The organism is Anaerosalibacter massiliensis, from assembly GCF_024623155.1.
Classification (GTDB): Bacteria; Bacillota; Clostridia; order Tissierellales; family Sporanaerobacteraceae; genus Anaerosalibacter; species Anaerosalibacter massiliensis.
This window is the reverse complement of sequence record NZ_JANJZL010000002.1, coordinates 408,101-426,440: the sequence shown is the minus strand read 5'-3', so window position 1 is coordinate 426,440 and position 18,340 is coordinate 408,101. Positions and strand designations below refer to the sequence as shown.

The following is an 18,340-nucleotide window of genomic DNA, read 5'->3' as shown; positions in this document are numbered from 1 at the left end:
TGGGATGAAAAGTAGTAATAAAAAACAGTAAAGGGGATGAAACTAATAAAATGAGAAAATTTGAAAGTGATGTTCATCTTATTAAGTATGAAGTATTGAGAGAGGTAGCGAGATTAGCTATGGAGGGAACTTTAAAAGAAAAAATAGATATAATTCCTTATATTGTAGATCCTGGTCCAGAGCCACGTACTAGATGTTGTATATATAAAGAAAGAGAAATTACTAAAGACAGAGTTAAATTAGCAATGGGTGGAAATAGAGAAAATAAAAGCATAATTGAAGTAATAGATGTAGCTTGTGACGAATGTCCAATAAATAGATTTTTTATAACAGAGGCTTGCAGAGGCTGCCTTGCCCATAGATGTTCAGAGGCTTGTCCAAGGGGAGCTATATACCATGTAGGAGGCAGAGCTTATATAAATCAAGAAAAATGCATTGAATGTGGAAGATGTAAAGAAGCTTGTCCTTACAATGCTATTGCAGATGTTATGAGACCATGTAGAAGGGCTTGTAGTGCAGGAGCTATATCTTTTGATGACAGAAGAAAAGCAGTTATAGATGATGAAAAATGTATACAGTGTGGAGCATGTATCACCCAATGTCCTTTTGGAGCCATAATGGATAAATCTTATATTACAGATGTAGTATCTATTTTAAAGGAATCAAAAGAAAATAAAGATATTCATGTATATGCAGCTATAGCACCAGCTATAGCAAACCAATTTACTTATGCAAGTATTGAACAAGTAATATGTGGGGTAAAAAAACTAGGATTTTATGATGTAGTAGAAGTAGCTCTTGGAGCAGATATGGTTGCACTCCATGAGGCAAAAGAAGTTGCAGATACAATAGGAGAAAAGAAGCTTGTTACTACATCATGTTGTCCAGCTTTTGTATCCTATGTAAAGAAAAACTATCCAAAGTTAGAAGACAAAATATCAAATACAGTTTCTCCTATGATTGCCATATCAAGACTTATAAAAGCTAGAGATCCAAAAGCCAAGGTAGTATTTATAGGACCTTGTGTAGCTAAAAAGGCTGAGGCATTAGAAGAAGAATTGAAAGATGATATAGATTATGTACTAACTTTTGAAGAATTGGCAGCTATGTTAGATGCACTAGAAGTAGATTTAGAAAATTGCAATATTGGAGAATTGAACAATGCTTCTTATTATGGAAGAATATTTGCCAGAAGTGGCGGAGTTACAGAAGCAGTTGAGCATGTAGTTGAAGCAGAAAAAATAGACATTGATTTAAAACCAGTGAAATGTAATGGTATTAAAGAATGTGATAGAGCTTTAAAGATGGCAAATGTAAATAGGTTGAATGGAAACTTTATTGAAGGAATGGCATGTGAAGGGGGGTGTATTGCAGGACCAGCCAGTCTTAATCATGGACCAAAGGATAAAAAAGAAGTAGATAAATATGGAGAATTAGCTTTTGAAGAGGATATAGAAGGTTCTTTAAAGAAGATTGAACTAAAGGATATAAATTTAGACAGAAAATAAATAATAGGAAGCTAGTCCTAGCTTCCTATTATTTAAAAATTGTTTAATTAAAGTTTTAAAGGGTATATCTATAAAAAAGTATGTATTAAGAAAGGAGTTGGAATATATGGAGTTAAAAAAGACCCCATTATATGATGAGCATGTAAAGCTAGGGGGAAAAGTAGTAGATTATGCAGGCTGGGCCTTACCAGTCCAATATGAGGGCATTATGAAAGAGCATAAGGCAGTTAGAACAGCGGCAGGCATATTTGATGTTACTCATATGGGAGAAATAATAGTAAAGGGTAAAGATGCATTAGAATATCTACAATATATTTTTACCAACGACCTATCAAAACTTACTAAGAATCGAATAATATATACATTTCTATGCTATCCAGATGGAGGAGTAGTTGATGATCTTTTAGTTTACAAAATAGATGAAGATGAATATATGTTGGTACCAAATGCAGCAAACACAGATAAAGATTTTAAATGGATGATTGACAATAAAAAGAATTTTAACATAATAATTGAAAACGTTTCTGATCAAATTGGAGAAGTTGCTTTGCAAGGACCATTGTCAGAAAAAATACTAAATGAATTAACAGAAGAAGATTTATCAGAAATAAAACCTTTTTCTTTTAAAAAAGATATAATAATAGCAGATGTAAAAGCTTTAGTTTCCAGAACAGGATATACTGGAGAAGATGGATTTGAAATATATACATCTAGTGAAGACATAAAAAAAGTTTGGAATAGTATACTAGAAGTGGGAGAAAAATATGGTATCGCACCTACAGGATTAGGATGCAGAGATACATTGAGATTTGAAGCGGGTCTTCCGCTATATGGACATGAAATATCAGAAAATATTTCTCCATTAGAAGGAGATTTAAAGTTCTTTGTCAAATTAAATAAAGAGGACTTTATAGGGAAAGAAGTATTGGAAAAGCAAGATAAAAATTTGAGTAGAAAAGTAGTAGGATTTGAACTTAAAGGCAGAGGTGTACCTAGAGAAAACTATGAAATTCATAAAAATGGAAATAAAATAGGCCATGTAACTACTGGATATTTTTCACCAACTTTAAAGAAAAATATTGGAATGGCTCTAATAGATATAGCTGAAACTGAAATTGGAAATGAAATTGATATCATTATAAGGAATAAGCCTGTCAAGGCTGAAATAATAAATAAAAGGTTTTATAAAAGATAAGGGAGGTATATAAAATGAAGATTTTAGAAGATTTACTTTATACAAATGATCATGAATGGCTAAAGGTAGAAGAAGATAAGGCATATATAGGAATTACAGATTATGCCCAAGATGCATTAGGAGATATAGTTTATGTAGAATTGCCAGAAGTAGATGATGAATTTGAAATGGAAGAGGCATTTGCAGTTGTGGAATCTGTTAAAGCTGCAGCAGATATTTATATTCCTGTGGATGGAAGAGTATTGGAAATCAATGAAGATTTGGAGGATGATCCAAGTCTTGTAAATGAAGACCCTTATGAAAGTTGGATGATTGCAGTGGAATTGGAGGATAAATCTCAGCTAGATGAATTAATGAATAGCGGAGAGTATGAAAAGTTCTTAGAAGAGGAGGAATAATGTATGTATCCATACATTCCTAACACTAGTGATGATGAAAAGAAAATGCTAGAGTCTATAGGGGTTGACTCTATAGAAGAGCTATTTAGTGATATTCCAAAGGAAGTGCAACTGGGTAGAGAGTTAAATTTAAAGGAATCTATGTCAGAACTAGAAGTTGAAAAATACATTACAAAACTTTCCTCAAAAAACAAATCTATAAATGATCTTACATGTTTCTTAGGAGCAGGAGCTTATGACCACTATATACCTTCCATAGTGGATCATATAATATCCAGAAGCGAATTTTATACTTCCTATACACCATATCAAGCAGAAATAAGTCAAGGAACTTTACAATATATATTTGAGTATCAAACTTTAATATCTAGGCTGACTGGCATGGATGTATCAAATGCATCCTTATATGATGGAGGTTCAGCAATAGGTGAAGCATCTATCATGGCAGTAAATATAAGCAGAAAAGAAGAGATAATAGTTTCAAAGACTGTACATCCTGAGTCAAGAAAAGTATTAAAAACTTATGCTCATACACAAGGTTTTAAAGTGATTGAAATAGATGAATCAGATGGAGTTACAAATTTAGAACAATTAAAAGAAAATATAAATAAAAATACCGCGGCAGTAATAGTTCAAAGTCCAAATTTCTTTGGAATAATTGAAGATATAAAATCTATTGAAGAAATGGTCCATAAAGTAAAGAAAACTATGTTTATAGTAAGTACTGATCCTATATCTTTAGGAATTTTAAAATCTCCTGGAGAATTAGGTGCTGATATAGTTGTAGGAGAAGGTCAATCATTAGGTATTCCATTAAGCTATGGGGGACCTTATTTAGGATTCATAGCCACAAAGAAAAAACATATGAGAAAGTTACCTGGAAGAATTGTAGGAGAGTCTACAGATGTAGACGGCAAGAGAGCTTTTGTACTTACACTTCAAGCTAGAGAACAACATATAAGAAGAGATAAAGCTACGTCAAATATATGTACAAATCAAGGATTAAATGTACTAGCAAGTGTAGTATATATGGTTACATTAGGTAAGAAGGGCCTTAAGGAAGTAGCTACCCAAAGTATAGCTAAAGCTCATTATGCCTATGATAAAATGATAGCTACAGGAAAATATAAGCCGTTATTTAATAAGCCTTTCTTCAAAGAATTTGCAATAACTAGCAATATGCCAGGAGAAAAAATAAATGATGAACTATTAAAAGAAAATGTTTTAGGTGGTTTTATATTAGACGAGAATTATCCCCAATATGAAAACGGAATTTTATATTGCGTAACAGAAAAGAGGAGTAAAGAAGAGATTGATAAATTGGTAAGTGTATTGGAGGGGATAATATGAGAGAATATAATAAATTGATATTTGAACTTTCAAAAGAAGGAAGAACAGCTTATAAACTTCCAAAAATGGATGTAGAAGAAGTAGACTTGAAAGAATTTGTTCCTGAAGAATATTTAAGGGATGAAGAATTAGACTTTCCAGAAGTAAGTGAAGTAGAAGTAATAAGACATTATACAAATTTATCAAATAAAAATTATGGAGTAGATACAGGTTTCTATCCGTTAGGTTCTTGTACTATGAAATATAATCCAAAGATTAATGAAAATATGGCAAGACTAGATGGATTTGCAAATATCCATCCTTATCAACCAGAAGAAACAGTGCAAGGAGCATTAAAGCTTATGCATGAGCTAGACGAAGCACTTTGTGAATTAACTGGGATGGATAAAATGACCTTACAACCAGCTGCGGGAGCTCATGGGGAACTTACAGGTTTAATGCTTATAAAAGCTTATCATGAAAAACGAGGAGATACTAAAAGAACTAAAATAATAGTACCTGATTCAGCTCATGGTACCAATCCAGCTAGTGCGGCTATGGCAGGATTTGATACATTAGAGGTGAAATCTACTGAAGAAGGAACTGTAGATATTGAAAGCTTAAAGAATGTATTAAGTGATGAAATTGCAGGACTTATGCTTACAAATCCAAATACATTAGGATTGTTTGAGAAAGATATAAAAGAAATTGCAGATTTAGTTCATAGCTGTGGTGGCCTTTTATATTATGATGGAGCCAATGCAAATGCTATTATGGGTATAACTAGACCTGGAGATATGGGATTTGATGTAGTACATTTAAATTTGCACAAAACTTTATCAACACCTCATGGTGGTGGAGGACCAGGTAGTGGACCTGTAGGAGTTAAGAAAAGTCTTATTGAATATCTACCAGTGCCAGTTGTTGAAAAAGATGAAAATAGATATTTCTTAAATTATGATTATCCAAACACTATAGGAAAGGTTAAAGATTTTTATGGACATTTTGGTGTATTAGTTAAAACTTACAGTTATATTTTAACTATGGGTAAAGATGGTCTAAAGAAAGCTAGTGAAATAGCAGTATTGAACTCTAATTATGTAATGTCATTGTTAAGAGATGATTATTATCTTCCAATAGATACTATATATAAACATGAATTTGTACTAGGTGGATTGAAAGAAGAAAATTTAGAAGTTAAAACATTAGATATAGCTAAAAGACTTCTAGATTTTGGATTTCATCCTCCAACAGTTTACTTCCCACTTATTATAAATGAAGCACTAATGATTGAACCAACAGAAACAGAAAGTAAAGAAACATTAGATAAATTTGCAAATGTTTTGAAGCAAATTGCAAAGGAAGCTATAGAGAATCCAGAAATAGTAAAAGAAGCACCTCACAATACTCCAGTAAGGAGAATAGATGAAACAAAAGCAGCAAGGAAGCCAGTATTAAAGTACGAAGGGTAGGTGTTTTTATTTGGAAAAAAATATAGCAATAATAGGTGCTGGCCCTGCAGGTTATGTAGCAGCTATTAGAGGAGCACAATTGGAGGCAAATATATATTTAATTGAAGATAGAGATTTAGGGGGAACATGCCTCAATAGAGGCTGTATCCCTACTAAAACTTATTTTAGAAATGCAGAAATAATGACAGATTTAAAAAATAGTGAAGAATTTGGTATAACAGTAGCTAATTATAGCTTAGATGGAAAAAGACTTCAAGAAAGAAAAAATGAAGTTGTAAATCAATTAGTAAAAGGTATAGAGAAACTTATATCTTCCTATAAAAATATTGAATATATTGATGGAAGAGCAAGTCTCAAGGATAAAAATACAGTTTCAGTTAAATTAAAAAATAATGATGAAAGAGAGATAATTGTAGACAATATCATTATTGCTACTGGTTCTAAGCCTACTATGACTGAAACAAAAGGTGTAGATTTAGATGGGGTCATAACTAGTGATGATTTACTTGAAATGGAAGAAGTCCCAGAAACACTAATTGTAGTAGGTGCAGGGGTTATAGGTGTAGAATTTGCAAGTATATATAATGGATTAGGTTCTAATGTTATTCTTTTAGCTTCAAGAATGCTTAAAAATGCAGATAAAGAAATTTCAAGAAGAATAACTCCCCTTTTGAAAAAACAAGGTATAGATGTTTACATGGATATTAGAGCTAAGGAGATTGTTAAAGAAGGGGATAAGCTAAGAGTAGTAGCAAAGTATAAAAAGAAAGATGAAGAAATAGAAGTAGTAGGAGATAAAGTATTAATAGCTTCTGGAAGAGGTCCATTAGTTGAAGGATTGGGCTTGGATAAGTTAGGGATTAAATATAGTGAAAAAGGTATTGTTGTAGATGAAAACTTTGAAACAAATATAGAAGGAATATATGCAGCAGGAGATGTAAATGATGTAGGAATCCAACTAGCTCATGTAGCTTCTAGCCAAGCTATATATATAATAGAAAAGATAATGGGCATTGAATCTGAGATCAATTTAGACATATATCCAAACTGCGTATTTTCAATACCAGAAGTAGCTGATGTAGGTCTTACAGAAGAAGAGGCAAAAGAAAAAAATATTGATTATAAAGTTAGTAAATTCCTATTTGGAGCCAATGGAAAAGCTTTGACTTTAGGACAAGGAGAAGGACTGATTAAAGTATTGGCAGATGAAAAAAATAAAATAATTGGAGTCCATATCATAGGTCCTCACGCCAATGATCTAATCCACGAAGGAGCATTAGCCATCTCTAATGATTTAAGTGTTGAGGACATAGGAAAAACTATTCATGCTCACCCAACTTTAAGTGAGGCATTTTATGAAGCAACATTAGGTTTAGAAGGGCAAGCTATTCATATGGCACCACCAAGAAAGAAGAAAAAAAGAAAGAGAAAAAAATAAAAAATTTGATTTATTAAGGCAAGTGATTTATAATATAAAAATCCTTGCCTTTTATATTATAAAAAATTTGTAATAGAATAAAATAAAACTTGTAATAGAATAAAATAAACATTGGAGGAATAGATATGAAAAAGAATACGCTAGAGATTATAGCAATGAGTCTTATTTTCATAGTTTTTTTTAGTATTGCAGTACTTGTGAAAGATAGTCAAGGTGGAATATTGTTTGATGAAAAAATAATGGAAAGAGTTCATGAAAATCCTAGTGAAACAATGACTAATATTATGAAGGTAATTACCTTCTTGGGTTCTTCTAAATTCTTTTTTGGTATAGGATTAGTACTTTTGTTTTTCTTCTATAAGAATAAATACTATGAAGGAATGTTTCCACTTTTTTCATCAATTATAGGAACTTATTTAGTAAATGCCATATTAAAAAATATATTTGTTAGAACAAGACCTTTAAAATATTTCTTAATTGAACAGACAGGATATAGTTTTCCTAGTGGACATTCTATGGTATCTATGGCCTTTTATACTACTATGACTTATCTTTTTTTAGAAAATAAAAAGGGTAAAAATACATTTATTTGGGTATTAAATTTTTTACTTATAGGTCTTATAGGATTTAGCAGAATTTACTTAGGAGTACACTGGCCTACAGATGTAATAGCAGGGTATGTAATGGGATTTTTAGTCCATATAATTATAAAAGATATACATAAAAGACAAGTAAATTAATCCGTATTTCAGGAAATACTCCCAGAATAGGGACTAACTTTTAATTGTTAAAGAATACTTAAAGGTTTAAAGATAAGAATAAATACATTCCTAAAAAGCGGAAAATAGTTTAAACATGCCATGGTAAATAGATATTTTATCATGGCATGTTTATTGCAAATATATAATACAAAAAAAGCAAGGAGTGATATTTATGAAGGAAGATCTTATTAAATTATGCAAAGATATTCCAGGAGATATTGGTTTCTATTATAAAGATATAAAAAGTAAAAAAGTTATATCTTTTAACGAGAATCAACTATTTATAGCAGCAAGTGTAATAAAGATTCCAGTATTAGTTGAAACATTAAAGCAAGTAGAGAATGGAAATATAAATAAAGATCATAAAGTAAAGGTTTTGAAGAAATATAAAGTTCCATCCTGTGGTGCATTAACCTATATGCATGATGATTTAGAAGTAACTATTGAAGATTTATATACTTTAATGATAATACATAGTGACAATACTGCTACAAATATGCTTGTTGATATGTTAGGAATGGAGAATATAAATAATACATTAAAAGATTTAGGCTGTAATAATTCTAAAATAAATAGACTTTTATTTGATGCAAAGGCACAAAATGAAGGAATAGAAAACTATATAACTCCCTATGAAATAGGCTATTTACTTGAAAAAATTTATGATGGAGAAATTATTTCAAAAAGTATTAGTAAAGAAATAGAAAGGATATTAAAGCTTCAAAGATTAAATCATAAGATGCCATATTTACTCCCCCAAAATATAGAAATTGGACATAAAACAGGAGAAGATTGTGGTATTACTCATGATGTAGGAATTGTATACAGTAAAAAACCATTTATTTTCTGTTTTGCTTCAAACAATATAGATGTAATAAAGGCAGAAGATTTACTAAGAAAAATGGCATTTATTTGCTACGAAGAATCTATAAAATAGTCTAATATGGAAAGGGGTAGAACTAAAAATGAATAAGAAAAATTTTTTAATACTTATAGTGGTATTTTCAATACTTATTTCATTACCTGCATTTGCAAAAGAGAATATTCAACAAGTTGAACATTTTGGATGGTTTTCATTACTACCTTCCATAGTTGCTATAGTACTTGCCTTTCTTACAAAACAGGTATTATTATCTTTATTTTTAGGTGTATTTATAGGAGCTACTATAGTTAATGGATGGAATCCTTTTTATGGATTTTTAAGAACTCTTGATGAATACATAGTAGGCTCTTTAGGAGATCCAGGAAATGCCGCAATAATTATATTTCCAATAGCGATAGGTGGAATGATAGGAGTAATTAATAAAATGGGCGGAACTATAGCCATTGCTGAATATTTATCTAAAAAAGTTAAAACAGCAGTAGGGGCACAATTAGCCACTTGGATTTTAGCAGTACTCATGTTTTTTGATGACTATGCAAATGTACTAATAGCAGGTTCTACAATGAGACCATTATCAGACAGAATGAAAGTATCAAAGGAGAAATTTTCTTTCGTATTAGATGCATCTTCAGCTCCAGTAGTAGGAATTGCTCTTATATCTACTTGGGTAGGATATGAGGTAGGATTAATTAAAAATGTGTTTGAAAGTATAGGAATTCAAGAAAATTATTATAGTGTATTTCTAAGAATGATTCCATATAGTTTTTATAATTTATTTACATTGTTTTTATGTCTTATGGTCATTTTTCAATCTAGGGATTTTGGACCAATGTATGAAGCAGAAATAAGAGCTAGAACAACAGGAAAACTTTTATCTGATACAGCTAAACCTATGGCTAGTGGAGAATTAGAAAATATGGAAATAAGAAAGGATATAGAACTTAAAGTTCTAAATGCAGTAGTTCCAATAGTTATATTAATATTGGTTGCTTTTATTGGACTTTGGTATAATGGGTACTTAAATTTAGATGTAGATGTAAATCCTTTTAGTTTAGCAGGACTTAGACATTGTTTTGGAGCTGCAGATTCTAGTGCTGCACTTCTTTGGGCAAGTATCACTGCAAGCATAGTAGCAATATTCATGGGAGTATCACAAAAAATACTTAGTTTAAATGAAGCCTTTGATGCTTGGGTTGAAGGTGGAAAGTCTATGCTTATGGCTTGTATGATACTTATACTTGCTTGGTCATTAGGAGATGTAATAAAGTCAGTGGGAACTGCAAAGTTTCTAGTTGGTATAGTGCCAGAAAAACTTCCATTTGCAATATTACCAGTCATAGTATTTATGATTTCTGGATTAATATCTTTTGCTACAGGTACCGCTTATGGAACTATGGCTATAATGATTCCACTAGCTGTGCCTTTAGCTAATAGCTTTGTATTAAAGGGTGGACATCCTGATATGCTTATTGTTACATTGAGTACTGTACTATCAGGAGCTATATTTGGAGATCATTGTTCACCAATTTCAGATACAACTATTATGGCTTCTACATTGTCTGGAGGAGATCATTTAGATCATGTAAAAACTCAGATGCCTTATGCTTTAACATCGGCTATTGTAGGTTCAATTTGCTATCTTATTGTAGGATTTACAGGTATAGGAGCATTAGGTGGACTTTTAATAGGATTTGCTATTATATATGGAATAGTTAGATTTATAGGGAAGCCAGTGCCAAGAAAATATATTGGAGATATTAAAGAGAAAATATAAAATAAATTAACCAATCCCTCCTCTTTAACATATTAAGATAGTATAGCTAACTAATAATTTTAGAGGAGGGAACACTTATGTTGGTAGAATTAAATTTACTACATTGGATATATTTATTATTTATTTTTGCAATATTAGGATTTATGATAGCTAAAAGAGATACTAGCCTTGTATGTATTTTAGGTATATTTGTATTAGGCTTTGTTTCCACTCACTCCTTATCAGAATCGGTAATGGGTATATTCAATAGTTTTATATATGCTATAGTAGAACTTATTGGAACCATCCTAATAATATCTGTTATAGTAGGAATGAGCAATATATTAACTAAAACAGGAATTAATCAAATAATGATATTACCTTTTACTAAACTTATTAAAACTCCTAGTTTAGCTTATTGGATAATAGGAATACTTATGATGATAATTTCTTGGTTTTTTTGGCCTTCACCAGCAGTGGCGCTAATTGGTATAGTATTATTGCCAGTTGCTATTGAAGTAGGTCTTCCTGCTATAGGAGTAGCTGTGGCTATGAATTTATTTGGACATGGGATAGCTCTTTCTAGTGACTTTGTTATACAAGGTGCTCCTAAATTAACATCTGATGCAGCAAGTCTTCCTATTTCGGAAGTTATATCAGCAAGCATTCCACTGATTTTAATAATGGGAATAGTAACTACAGTTCTAGCTTTTATATTTTTAAAGAGAGATTTAAAAAGGGGAATTATTAAAGTTGGAGATGAAAAGAGGGAAAAAGTTATTAAAGATAATGAGGACTATGTAGACATAATATCTTTGAAATCTAAAAAAGTATTTGCCATACTAATTCCCATAATATTTTTAATGGATATAATTATTATGATCAGAGCTAATCTTCAAGGAGAAGATGCTACAGCTTTAATTGGAGGAACAGCAATATTTATATTAATTATAGTATCTATAAAAGCTCACAAGAATAAAGCTATAGAAAAGATTACTCTATATTTAGTAGATGGGCTTCAATTTGGTTTTAAGGTGTTTGGACCAGTTATACCAGTAGCAGCTTTTTTCTATCTAGGTTCTGATGGATTTATAGAAGTATTTGGCGATTTTCTACCTTCCAATTCTCAAGGTTTAGTAAATGATTTGGGTATTGCTTTAGCAAATTCAGTACCTTTAAGTCCAGCAGTTGGATCTATAACTTTGATCGTAGTAGGAGGGATAACAGGATTAGATGGATCGGGATTTTCTGGAATATCCCTAGCTGGTTCAGTAGCAAGATTATTTGGTACTGCCATAGGAAAAGGAACTGCAGTACTAACGGCTTTAGGTCAAATATCAGCTATATGGGTAGGTGGAGGAACGCTAGTACCTTGGGCATTAATTCCTGTAGCAGCCATATGTGATGTAGATCCTTTTGAACTAGCAAGAAGAAATTTTGTTCCTGTAATTGTTGGACTCATGGTTACAACAATAGTGGGAATATTTATGATATAAATTTTAATTATTTGCATTGTTAAGAAGTAAATGCTTCTTTTTGAGAATTAAGCAAATAAAATCAAAAAGAAGCATTTAGTTTTAATTTATTTATAGAAAAGATGTATAGATGAGTCTTTAAATACTAAATTAGAAAGGGTTCATGATAAGATATCCTTATTTTTAAGTTGACAATTATAAGCTATTTGACAGATTTAAGATTTTTATTTCCAAGATCTTTAGATAAGCTCTCTTTCTCACTTAAAACTTTATTTATAGTTGAATCGTCTATAACCAATGGTATATCAAACATTTTAGAATATTTGGCACCCCATTCAAATATGGAGTAAAGTATAGGTAAAAAAGTTTTACCATAGTCTGTTAGACTATACTCTACCCTAAGAGGCTTTTCATAATAAACCCTTTTATTAATAAGATCTAGTTCATTTAAGTATTTTAATTCCTCACTTAATACTTTTTCACTTATTCCCTGTAAAGCTCTTTTTAACTCTCCAAAGCGAAGGCTTTTTTTTCTTAGATACCAAAGTATCATCATTCTCCACTTACCACCTAGTATATCAGTAGTAAGTTCAACTCCGCACACATAAATATCTTTTGTTGGCTTTGTCACAAAAATCTCCTCCTATAAAGTAAGATTATTCAACATAGATAAGATTCTAACTTAATCTATGCATTAGACAAAAAATCCAGATATGTATATTTTCTTGATATGATTTTAAATAGAGTGGTTACATTTAAGTAAGTAGATAACAAAAAAGTGGGTACTTGTTAAAATTAAAACTATCTATTATCATTATAGTACAAAAGAAAAATATAATCAAAAAATACTATAATTCTACAAAAAATATATACGTAAATAGAGCTAAAATTTCAGCTAATAGTTATGAGAAAATTCATAATACTTACCTATAAGTAAGGAGATAACAAAAAAGTAAGTACTTGTTAAAATAAATACAATAGAGTAATATAAGAATACAAGATAAAATATTAACAAAAACAATAAAGACATGGAATTAATAACTATATAATTAAGGAATTATAACACTTTTTTTAGCTAAGTTTATAAAATAAAAAATATTATATAGGGGGAATTATGATGAAAAATATTATTTTAAAAGAGGATAAGGGTATAGCAGAAATAACTATTAACAGGCCCAAATCGCTTAATGCTCTAAATAGTGAGACTCTCAAGGAGCTAGGTACGGTAATAGAAGATATATCCCAAAGAAAAGATATTCAAGCTGTAATAATAACTGGTTCAGGGGATAAAGCATTTGTCGCAGGTGCAGATATAGTTGAAATGCAGAATTTAAATGCAGTACAGGGACGAGAACTGGCAATGCTTGCTCAAAAGGTATTTTCAGATATTGAACATATGCCTCAAGTAGTAATAGCAGCTGTTAATGGATATGCATTAGGTGGAGGATGCGAGTTATCCATGGCATGCGATATAAGGCTTGCTTCTAAAAATGCAAAATTTGGACAACCAGAAGTAGGACTAGGAATAACCCCTGGATTTGCAGGAACCCAAAGACTTCCAAGATTAGTTGGAAAGGGAACAGCTAAAGAATTAATATTTACTACAGATATGATAGATGCTGAAGAGGCTCATCGTATACAACTTGCAAACAAAGTTTATGAACAAGAAGAATTAATGGATAAAGCAAGAGAGATGGCTAAGAAAATAATGAGTAAAGGAATATATGCAGTTAGTTTAGCAAAATCTGCAATAAATAATGGCATGAATATGGACACAGAGTCAGCATATAGTTATGAGGCAGATATATTTGGATTATGTTTTTCAACAGAAGATCAAAAAGAAGGAATGAAAGCCTTTATAGAAAAAAGGAAACCTAATTTTAAAGGATGTTAAAAATCATATTTATAATAAAAAATATGAGGAGATGATTATATGGGGTGAAGTGTTTAAAAGCTCATGAAGCTGCAGAATTAGTTAATGATGGGGACTTGATTGTAACAGGAGGATTCGTTGGTAGCTGTTGTCCTGAAGCTCTTACAATAGCGTTAGAAAAACGCTTTCTGAAAACAGGGCACCCAAAAAAATTAACTTTGATGTATGCAGCAGCTCAAGGTGATGGAAAAGCAAAAGGGGCAGATCATTTTGCACATGAAGGTATGACAAAAAGGGTTATAGGAGGTCATTGGAATTTATCGCCAGCTCTTGGAAAGATGGCAATAGACAACAAGATAGAGGCGTATAATTTACCTCAAGGAACTCTATCTCAATTGTTTAGAGATATTGCAGGAAAGAGAATAGGAACTATAACTCATGTAGGATTAAATACATTTATAGATCCAAGAATACAAGGTGGAAAATTAAATGATGTAACTAAAGAAGATATTGTAGAAGTTATAAATATAAAAGGTGAAGAAAGATTATTATACAATTCATTTCCAATAGATATATGTTTTATAAGAGGATCTTTTGCAGATGAAAAAGGAAATATCACTTTGGAAAGGGAAGTAGCAAGTCTTGAATGTACATCAATAGCCCAAGCAACTAAAAATAGTGGTGGAATAGTTATAGTACAGGTAGAGAAAATAGTAGAATCTGGTAGCCTTGATCCACGCCTTGTTAAAATTCCAGGAATATATGTAGATGGAATTGTAGTGGCTGAACCTGAAGAACATGAACAATGTTTTGATTGTGGATTTGAATCAGCTAGAACAGGAGAAACAAGAATTTCTGTAAATAGTGTTGAAAAAGCCCCACTAAATCAAAGAAAAGTAATAGCAAGAAGAGCAGCTATGGAACTTGAACCTGACACTGCTGTAAATTTAGGAATAGGAATACCAGAAGTTATAGCTGTAGTAGCAAATGAGGAAGGCATTGGAGAATATATGACATTAACCGTTGAAGCAGGGCCAATAGGTGGAATACCAGAAGGAGGTTTAGCTTTTGGAGCTTCTATAAATCCAGAATCAATACTAGATCAGGCTTATCAGTTTGATTTTTATGATGGTGGTGGACTAGATTTAGCATTTTTAGGACTTGCTCAAACAGATAAAGAAGGAAATATTAATGTAAGTAAATTTGGACCACGTATAGCAGGATGTGGAGGATTTATAAATATAACTCAAAATGCTAAAAAAGTATTCTTCTGTGGAACTTTTACAGCTGGTGGGTTAAAAGTAGACATAAAAGATGGAAAATTACAAATATTGCAAGAAGGTAAAGCTAAAAAGTTCATAGATAAAGTTGAACAGATAACTTTTAGTGGAGAATATGCAAGAAAAATAAAACAACCTGTTATGTATATAACTGAAAGAGCAGTGTTTGAATTAAGAGAAGATGGAGTATATTTAATAGAAATAGCTCCAGGAGTTGATCTAAAGAAGGATATATTAGATTTGATGGACTTTGAACCTAAGATGGATGGACAACCTAAGATAATGGATGAGCGTATTTTCCGTGATGAATCCATGGGTTTGAAATAATAAATAAAATATTATCAACTAAGAATAAAAGGAGGAAATATATATGGATTTTGAATTAACAAAAGAACAAGAAATGATAAAAAATAGTGTAAGAGAGTTTGCAGAAAAGGAGCTTAAACCTATAGCAATAGAAAATGACGAAAATAGAGAATTCCCTATAGAGGCATATAAAAAATTAGGAGAAATGGGGATAATAGGTCTACCATATCCAGAAGAATATGGTGGCACTAATGGAGGATATTTACCATATGTTTTGGCTGTAGAAGAGATTTCAAAAATACATGCATCTCTTGGTATTGGTTACTCAGTAAACACTTCTCTTTGTGGAGGAGCAATATATAATAATGCGTCTGAAGAGTTAAAGAAAAAATATCTTCCAGATCTATTATCAGGAAAGAAAATTGGTGCATTTAACTTAACAGAACCAGAAGCAGGCTCAGATGCAGGAAATGGTTCTACTATTGCAGTTAAAGAAGGAGACCATTATATAATAAATGGATTAAAATGTTTTTCCACTAATGCTCCATTAGCAGATACTTTTGTAGTATTTGCTATAACAGATAAGAGTAAGGGCAGTAGGGGAATGTCAGCCTTCATAGTTGAAAAAGATTTTCCAGGAGTATCAATAGGCAAAATTGAAAATAAATCAGGTATAAATGCGGCACAAGTATCAGAAGTTATATATGACAATTGCAAAGTACCAGCTGAAAACTTAATTGGAGAAGAAGGAAAAGGCTTAGGTATAGGACTAAGTACACTTGATGGAGGAAGAATAGGTGTTGCAGCTCAAGCTCTTGGAATAGCAGAAGGAGCTTTTGAAATAGCAAGAGATTATATGAAACAAAGAGTTCAGTTTGGAAAACCAATATATAAGAATCAATATTTAGGATTCAAGATGGCTGAACTAGCTCTTGAAATTGAACAAGCTAAATATATGGTATATAAAGCAGCTCTTGATAAAGATGCAGGAAGACCTTATTCAGTTTCCGCAGCAAAGGCAAAGCTTGCTTGTTCAGATGCAGCTATGCATGTAACTGTTGAAGCTGTTCAAATGCTTGGTGGAAATGGATATATGAGAGATTATCATGTTGAAAGAATGATGAGAGATGCTAAGATAACACAAATCTATGAAGGAACTAATGAAATACAAAAAATGATAATAAGTGGTAGTATTTTCAGATAATATAGAATATTGCATTCTGTACAGTTAAAACTGTACAGAATGCAATAAAAATTAGGAAAAATTATATTGAAAATTCCTAATATTTTGAATTATAATATAGCGAATACTAAAAGCTTGGAGGGATTTTTATGCTTGATATATGGGTTCTTATAATAGCTTTAGTATTGTTTACAATACTTGCATTTAAAAGAGTTAGTGCTCTAATTTTAGGTCCTCTTGTATCAATATTTGTGATAGTATGTGAAAGATTGCCATTATTCGATTCATTACTTGGACCATATATGGGAGCAGCAGCAAATTATGTGGAAAAATTTTTCTTAGTATTTTTTGTAGGAGCGGTATTTGGCTCTATAATGCAAGAAACAGGCGCAGCCGAATCAATTGCTCAAGGTCTTATTAAGGTAACTAAGGGAAAATATGTAGCACCATTAATAATGATGATTACAGGATTATTAACTTATGGTGGAATAAGCGGATTTGTAGTTTTCTTTGCTATGTATCCTATAGCAGTTGAATTGTTCAAAAGTACAGATATATCAAGAAGGCTTATACCGGCAGCTATATCTGCTGGAGCATGGACCTGGTCTATGACTGGACCTGGAAGTCCATCTATTCAAAATATAGTTGCCATGAGATATTTAGAAACTAGCTCTACGGCAGCCTTTCTACCAGCTACAGCCTCAGCAATAGCTCAATTAGTTTTAATATTTGTTTGGCTAGAATATAGATCAAGAGCCTTAACAAAAAAAGGATGCACATTTTATGAAGATCCTACAATTGAACCATATGTAGATGAAAACGATTTAGATATAGCAGTAACCAAAGACGAAGTAAAACTTCCAAATCCATTGGTTTCTGCAACTCCTGCAATATTAATATTAATATGTTTTAATATTATAAAAATGCCTGTAGAAGGTGCTGTTACAGTAGGTATAATTTCTGCAATGATATTATTATGGAAACATTTAGAAGGATCAAAACAATGGATAAATACCTTAAATAAAGGAGCTTTAAATTCAGCTACAGCTATTTTAAATACAGCCATAGTAGTAGGATTTGCTGGAGTTGTAAAGGAAACTCCAGGTTTTGATAAAATAATTGCTAACTTAAAAAACATCAATATGTCACCTATGCTGTTTGTTGCAATAACTGTCGCTATATCAGCAGGAGCAGCAGGTTCTGCATCTGGTGGTTTAGGAATTGCTTTTGAAGCATTGAAAGATACATTTATAGCTATGGGAATAAACTTAGAATATGTCCATAGAATAGCTGTAATTGCATCTGGTACATTCGATACATTACCACATCAAGGAGCACAAATAACTCTTCTTGGTATATGTGGACTTACCCATAGAGAGGGCTATTTTGATATAGCAATAACCCAAATAATAATCCCAATAATAGTACTACTACTTATAACCATACCTATGTGTTCATTAGGACTATAAATTAAGAGGTAGAAATC

At 31.5% G+C, this 18,340-nt stretch carries 15 protein-coding genes; 14 read left to right on the top strand and 1 reads right to left on the bottom strand.

Features of this window, described 5'->3' with window-relative positions:
* Positions 1-50 precede the first annotated feature (50 nt).
* From NSA23_RS05105 to NSA23_RS05060, 10 genes are all read left to right on the top strand, one after another.
* A complete protein-coding gene (locus NSA23_RS05105; RefSeq protein WP_042679495.1) occupies positions 51-1,508 on the top strand; it encodes a 4Fe-4S dicluster domain-containing protein in 1,458 nt (485 codons plus the stop codon).
* A 106-nt stretch (positions 1,509-1,614) separates the two neighbouring features.
* Positions 1,615-2,703, top strand: a complete 1,089-nt coding sequence (gcvT, locus tag NSA23_RS05100; protein WP_257490291.1) for a glycine cleavage system aminomethyltransferase GcvT — start codon at positions 1,615-1,617, stop codon at positions 2,701-2,703.
* A gap of 14 nt (positions 2,704-2,717) precedes the next feature.
* Positions 2,718-3,101, top strand: coding sequence for a glycine cleavage system protein GcvH (gene gcvH, locus NSA23_RS05095; RefSeq protein ID WP_042679490.1), 384 nt, complete (start codon positions 2,718-2,720; stop codon positions 3,099-3,101).
* Positions 3,102-3,104: 3 nt separating this feature from the next.
* Positions 3,105-4,451 carry an aminomethyl-transferring glycine dehydrogenase subunit GcvPA gene (gcvPA, locus tag NSA23_RS05090; RefSeq protein WP_042679489.1) on the top strand — a complete coding sequence of 449 codons (1,347 nt, stop codon included), beginning with the start codon at positions 3,105-3,107 and terminating at the stop codon, positions 4,449-4,451.
* A complete protein-coding gene (gcvPB, locus tag NSA23_RS05085; protein ID WP_042679485.1) occupies positions 4,448-5,902 on the top strand; it encodes an aminomethyl-transferring glycine dehydrogenase subunit GcvPB in 1,455 nt (484 codons plus the stop codon). Before gcvPA ends, gcvPB begins: the two co-directional genes overlap by 4 nt.
* A gap of 10 nt (positions 5,903-5,912) precedes the next feature.
* Positions 5,913-7,340 (top strand): dihydrolipoyl dehydrogenase, encoded by a 1,428-nt coding sequence (lpdA, locus tag NSA23_RS05080; RefSeq protein ID WP_042679483.1) that lies wholly within the window; start codon positions 5,913-5,915, stop codon positions 7,338-7,340.
* A 125-nt stretch (positions 7,341-7,465) separates the two neighbouring features.
* Entirely contained in the window at positions 7,466-8,080 is a 615-nt protein-coding gene (locus NSA23_RS05075) for a phosphatase PAP2 family protein (protein ID WP_042679481.1), read from the top strand.
* Between the two features lie 193 nt (positions 8,081-8,273).
* Positions 8,274-9,038 carry a serine hydrolase gene (locus NSA23_RS05070; protein WP_042679479.1) on the top strand — a complete coding sequence of 255 codons (765 nt, stop codon included), beginning with the start codon at positions 8,274-8,276 and terminating at the stop codon, positions 9,036-9,038.
* A gap of 28 nt (positions 9,039-9,066) precedes the next feature.
* Positions 9,067-10,758, top strand: coding sequence for a Na+/H+ antiporter NhaC family protein (locus NSA23_RS05065; RefSeq protein WP_042679477.1), 1,692 nt, complete (start codon positions 9,067-9,069; stop codon positions 10,756-10,758).
* Positions 10,759-10,835: 77 nt separating this feature from the next.
* Positions 10,836-12,233, top strand: coding sequence for a membrane protein (locus NSA23_RS05060; protein ID WP_042679475.1), 1,398 nt, complete (start codon positions 10,836-10,838; stop codon positions 12,231-12,233).
* A 181-nt stretch (positions 12,234-12,414) separates the two neighbouring features.
* Here the strand turns inward: NSA23_RS05060 and NSA23_RS05055 are convergent, their stop codons facing one another.
* Positions 12,415-12,843: a winged helix-turn-helix transcriptional regulator gene (locus NSA23_RS05055; RefSeq protein ID WP_042679473.1), complete on the bottom strand. Its 429-nt coding sequence runs from the start codon at positions 12,841-12,843 to the stop codon at positions 12,415-12,417.
* A 486-nt stretch (positions 12,844-13,329) separates the two neighbouring features.
* Here NSA23_RS05055 and NSA23_RS05050 point away from each other — a divergent pair, with 486 nt between their 5' ends.
* The 4 genes from NSA23_RS05050 to NSA23_RS05035 all read left to right on the top strand — a co-directional run bounded on the left by NSA23_RS05050 (position 13,330) and on the right by NSA23_RS05035 (position 18,323).
* Positions 13,330-14,106 (top strand): short-chain-enoyl-CoA hydratase, encoded by a 777-nt coding sequence (locus NSA23_RS05050; RefSeq protein WP_042679470.1) that lies wholly within the window; start codon positions 13,330-13,332, stop codon positions 14,104-14,106.
* 44 nt (positions 14,107-14,150) lie between these two features.
* The gene (locus NSA23_RS05045; RefSeq protein ID WP_042679469.1) at positions 14,151-15,692 is read left to right on the top strand and encodes an acyl CoA:acetate/3-ketoacid CoA transferase; all 1,542 of its coding nucleotides are present in this window, start codon (positions 14,151-14,153) and stop codon (positions 15,690-15,692) included.
* Between the two features lie 43 nt (positions 15,693-15,735).
* Positions 15,736-16,875, top strand: a complete 1,140-nt coding sequence (locus tag NSA23_RS05040; protein ID WP_042679467.1) for an acyl-CoA dehydrogenase family protein — start codon at positions 15,736-15,738, stop codon at positions 16,873-16,875.
* Between the two features lie 128 nt (positions 16,876-17,003).
* The gene (locus NSA23_RS05035) at positions 17,004-18,323 is read left to right on the top strand and encodes a GntP family permease (RefSeq protein ID WP_042679465.1); all 1,320 of its coding nucleotides are present in this window, start codon (positions 17,004-17,006) and stop codon (positions 18,321-18,323) included.
* Positions 18,324-18,340 lie beyond the last annotated feature (17 nt).

Bases quoted from the DNA above. Each gene is read 5' to 3' on its own strand.
- NSA23_RS05040 (WP_042679467.1), top strand. From the start codon at position 15,736: ATGGATTTTGAATTAACAAAAGAACAAGAAATGATAAAAAATAGTGTA.
- gcvPA (WP_042679489.1), top strand. From the start codon at position 3,105: ATGTATCCATACATTCCTAACACTAGTGATGATGAAAAGAAAATGCTA.
- NSA23_RS05105 (WP_042679495.1), top strand. From the start codon at position 51: ATGAGAAAATTTGAAAGTGATGTTCATCTTATTAAGTATGAAGTATTG.
- NSA23_RS05035 (WP_042679465.1), top strand. From the start codon at position 17,004: ATGCTTGATATATGGGTTCTTATAATAGCTTTAGTATTGTTTACAATA.
- gcvT (WP_257490291.1), top strand. From the start codon at position 1,615: ATGGAGTTAAAAAAGACCCCATTATATGATGAGCATGTAAAGCTAGGG.
- NSA23_RS05065 (WP_042679477.1), top strand. From the start codon at position 9,067: ATGAATAAGAAAAATTTTTTAATACTTATAGTGGTATTTTCAATACTT.
- NSA23_RS05050 (WP_042679470.1), top strand. From the start codon at position 13,330: ATGAAAAATATTATTTTAAAAGAGGATAAGGGTATAGCAGAAATAACT.
- NSA23_RS05070 (WP_042679479.1), top strand. From the start codon at position 8,274: ATGAAGGAAGATCTTATTAAATTATGCAAAGATATTCCAGGAGATATT.
- NSA23_RS05060 (WP_042679475.1), top strand. From the start codon at position 10,836: ATGTTGGTAGAATTAAATTTACTACATTGGATATATTTATTATTTATT.
- gcvH (WP_042679490.1), top strand. From the start codon at position 2,718: ATGAAGATTTTAGAAGATTTACTTTATACAAATGATCATGAATGGCTA.
- gcvPB (WP_042679485.1), top strand. From the start codon at position 4,448: ATGAGAGAATATAATAAATTGATATTTGAACTTTCAAAAGAAGGAAGA.
- NSA23_RS05075 (WP_042679481.1), top strand. From the start codon at position 7,466: ATGAAAAAGAATACGCTAGAGATTATAGCAATGAGTCTTATTTTCATA.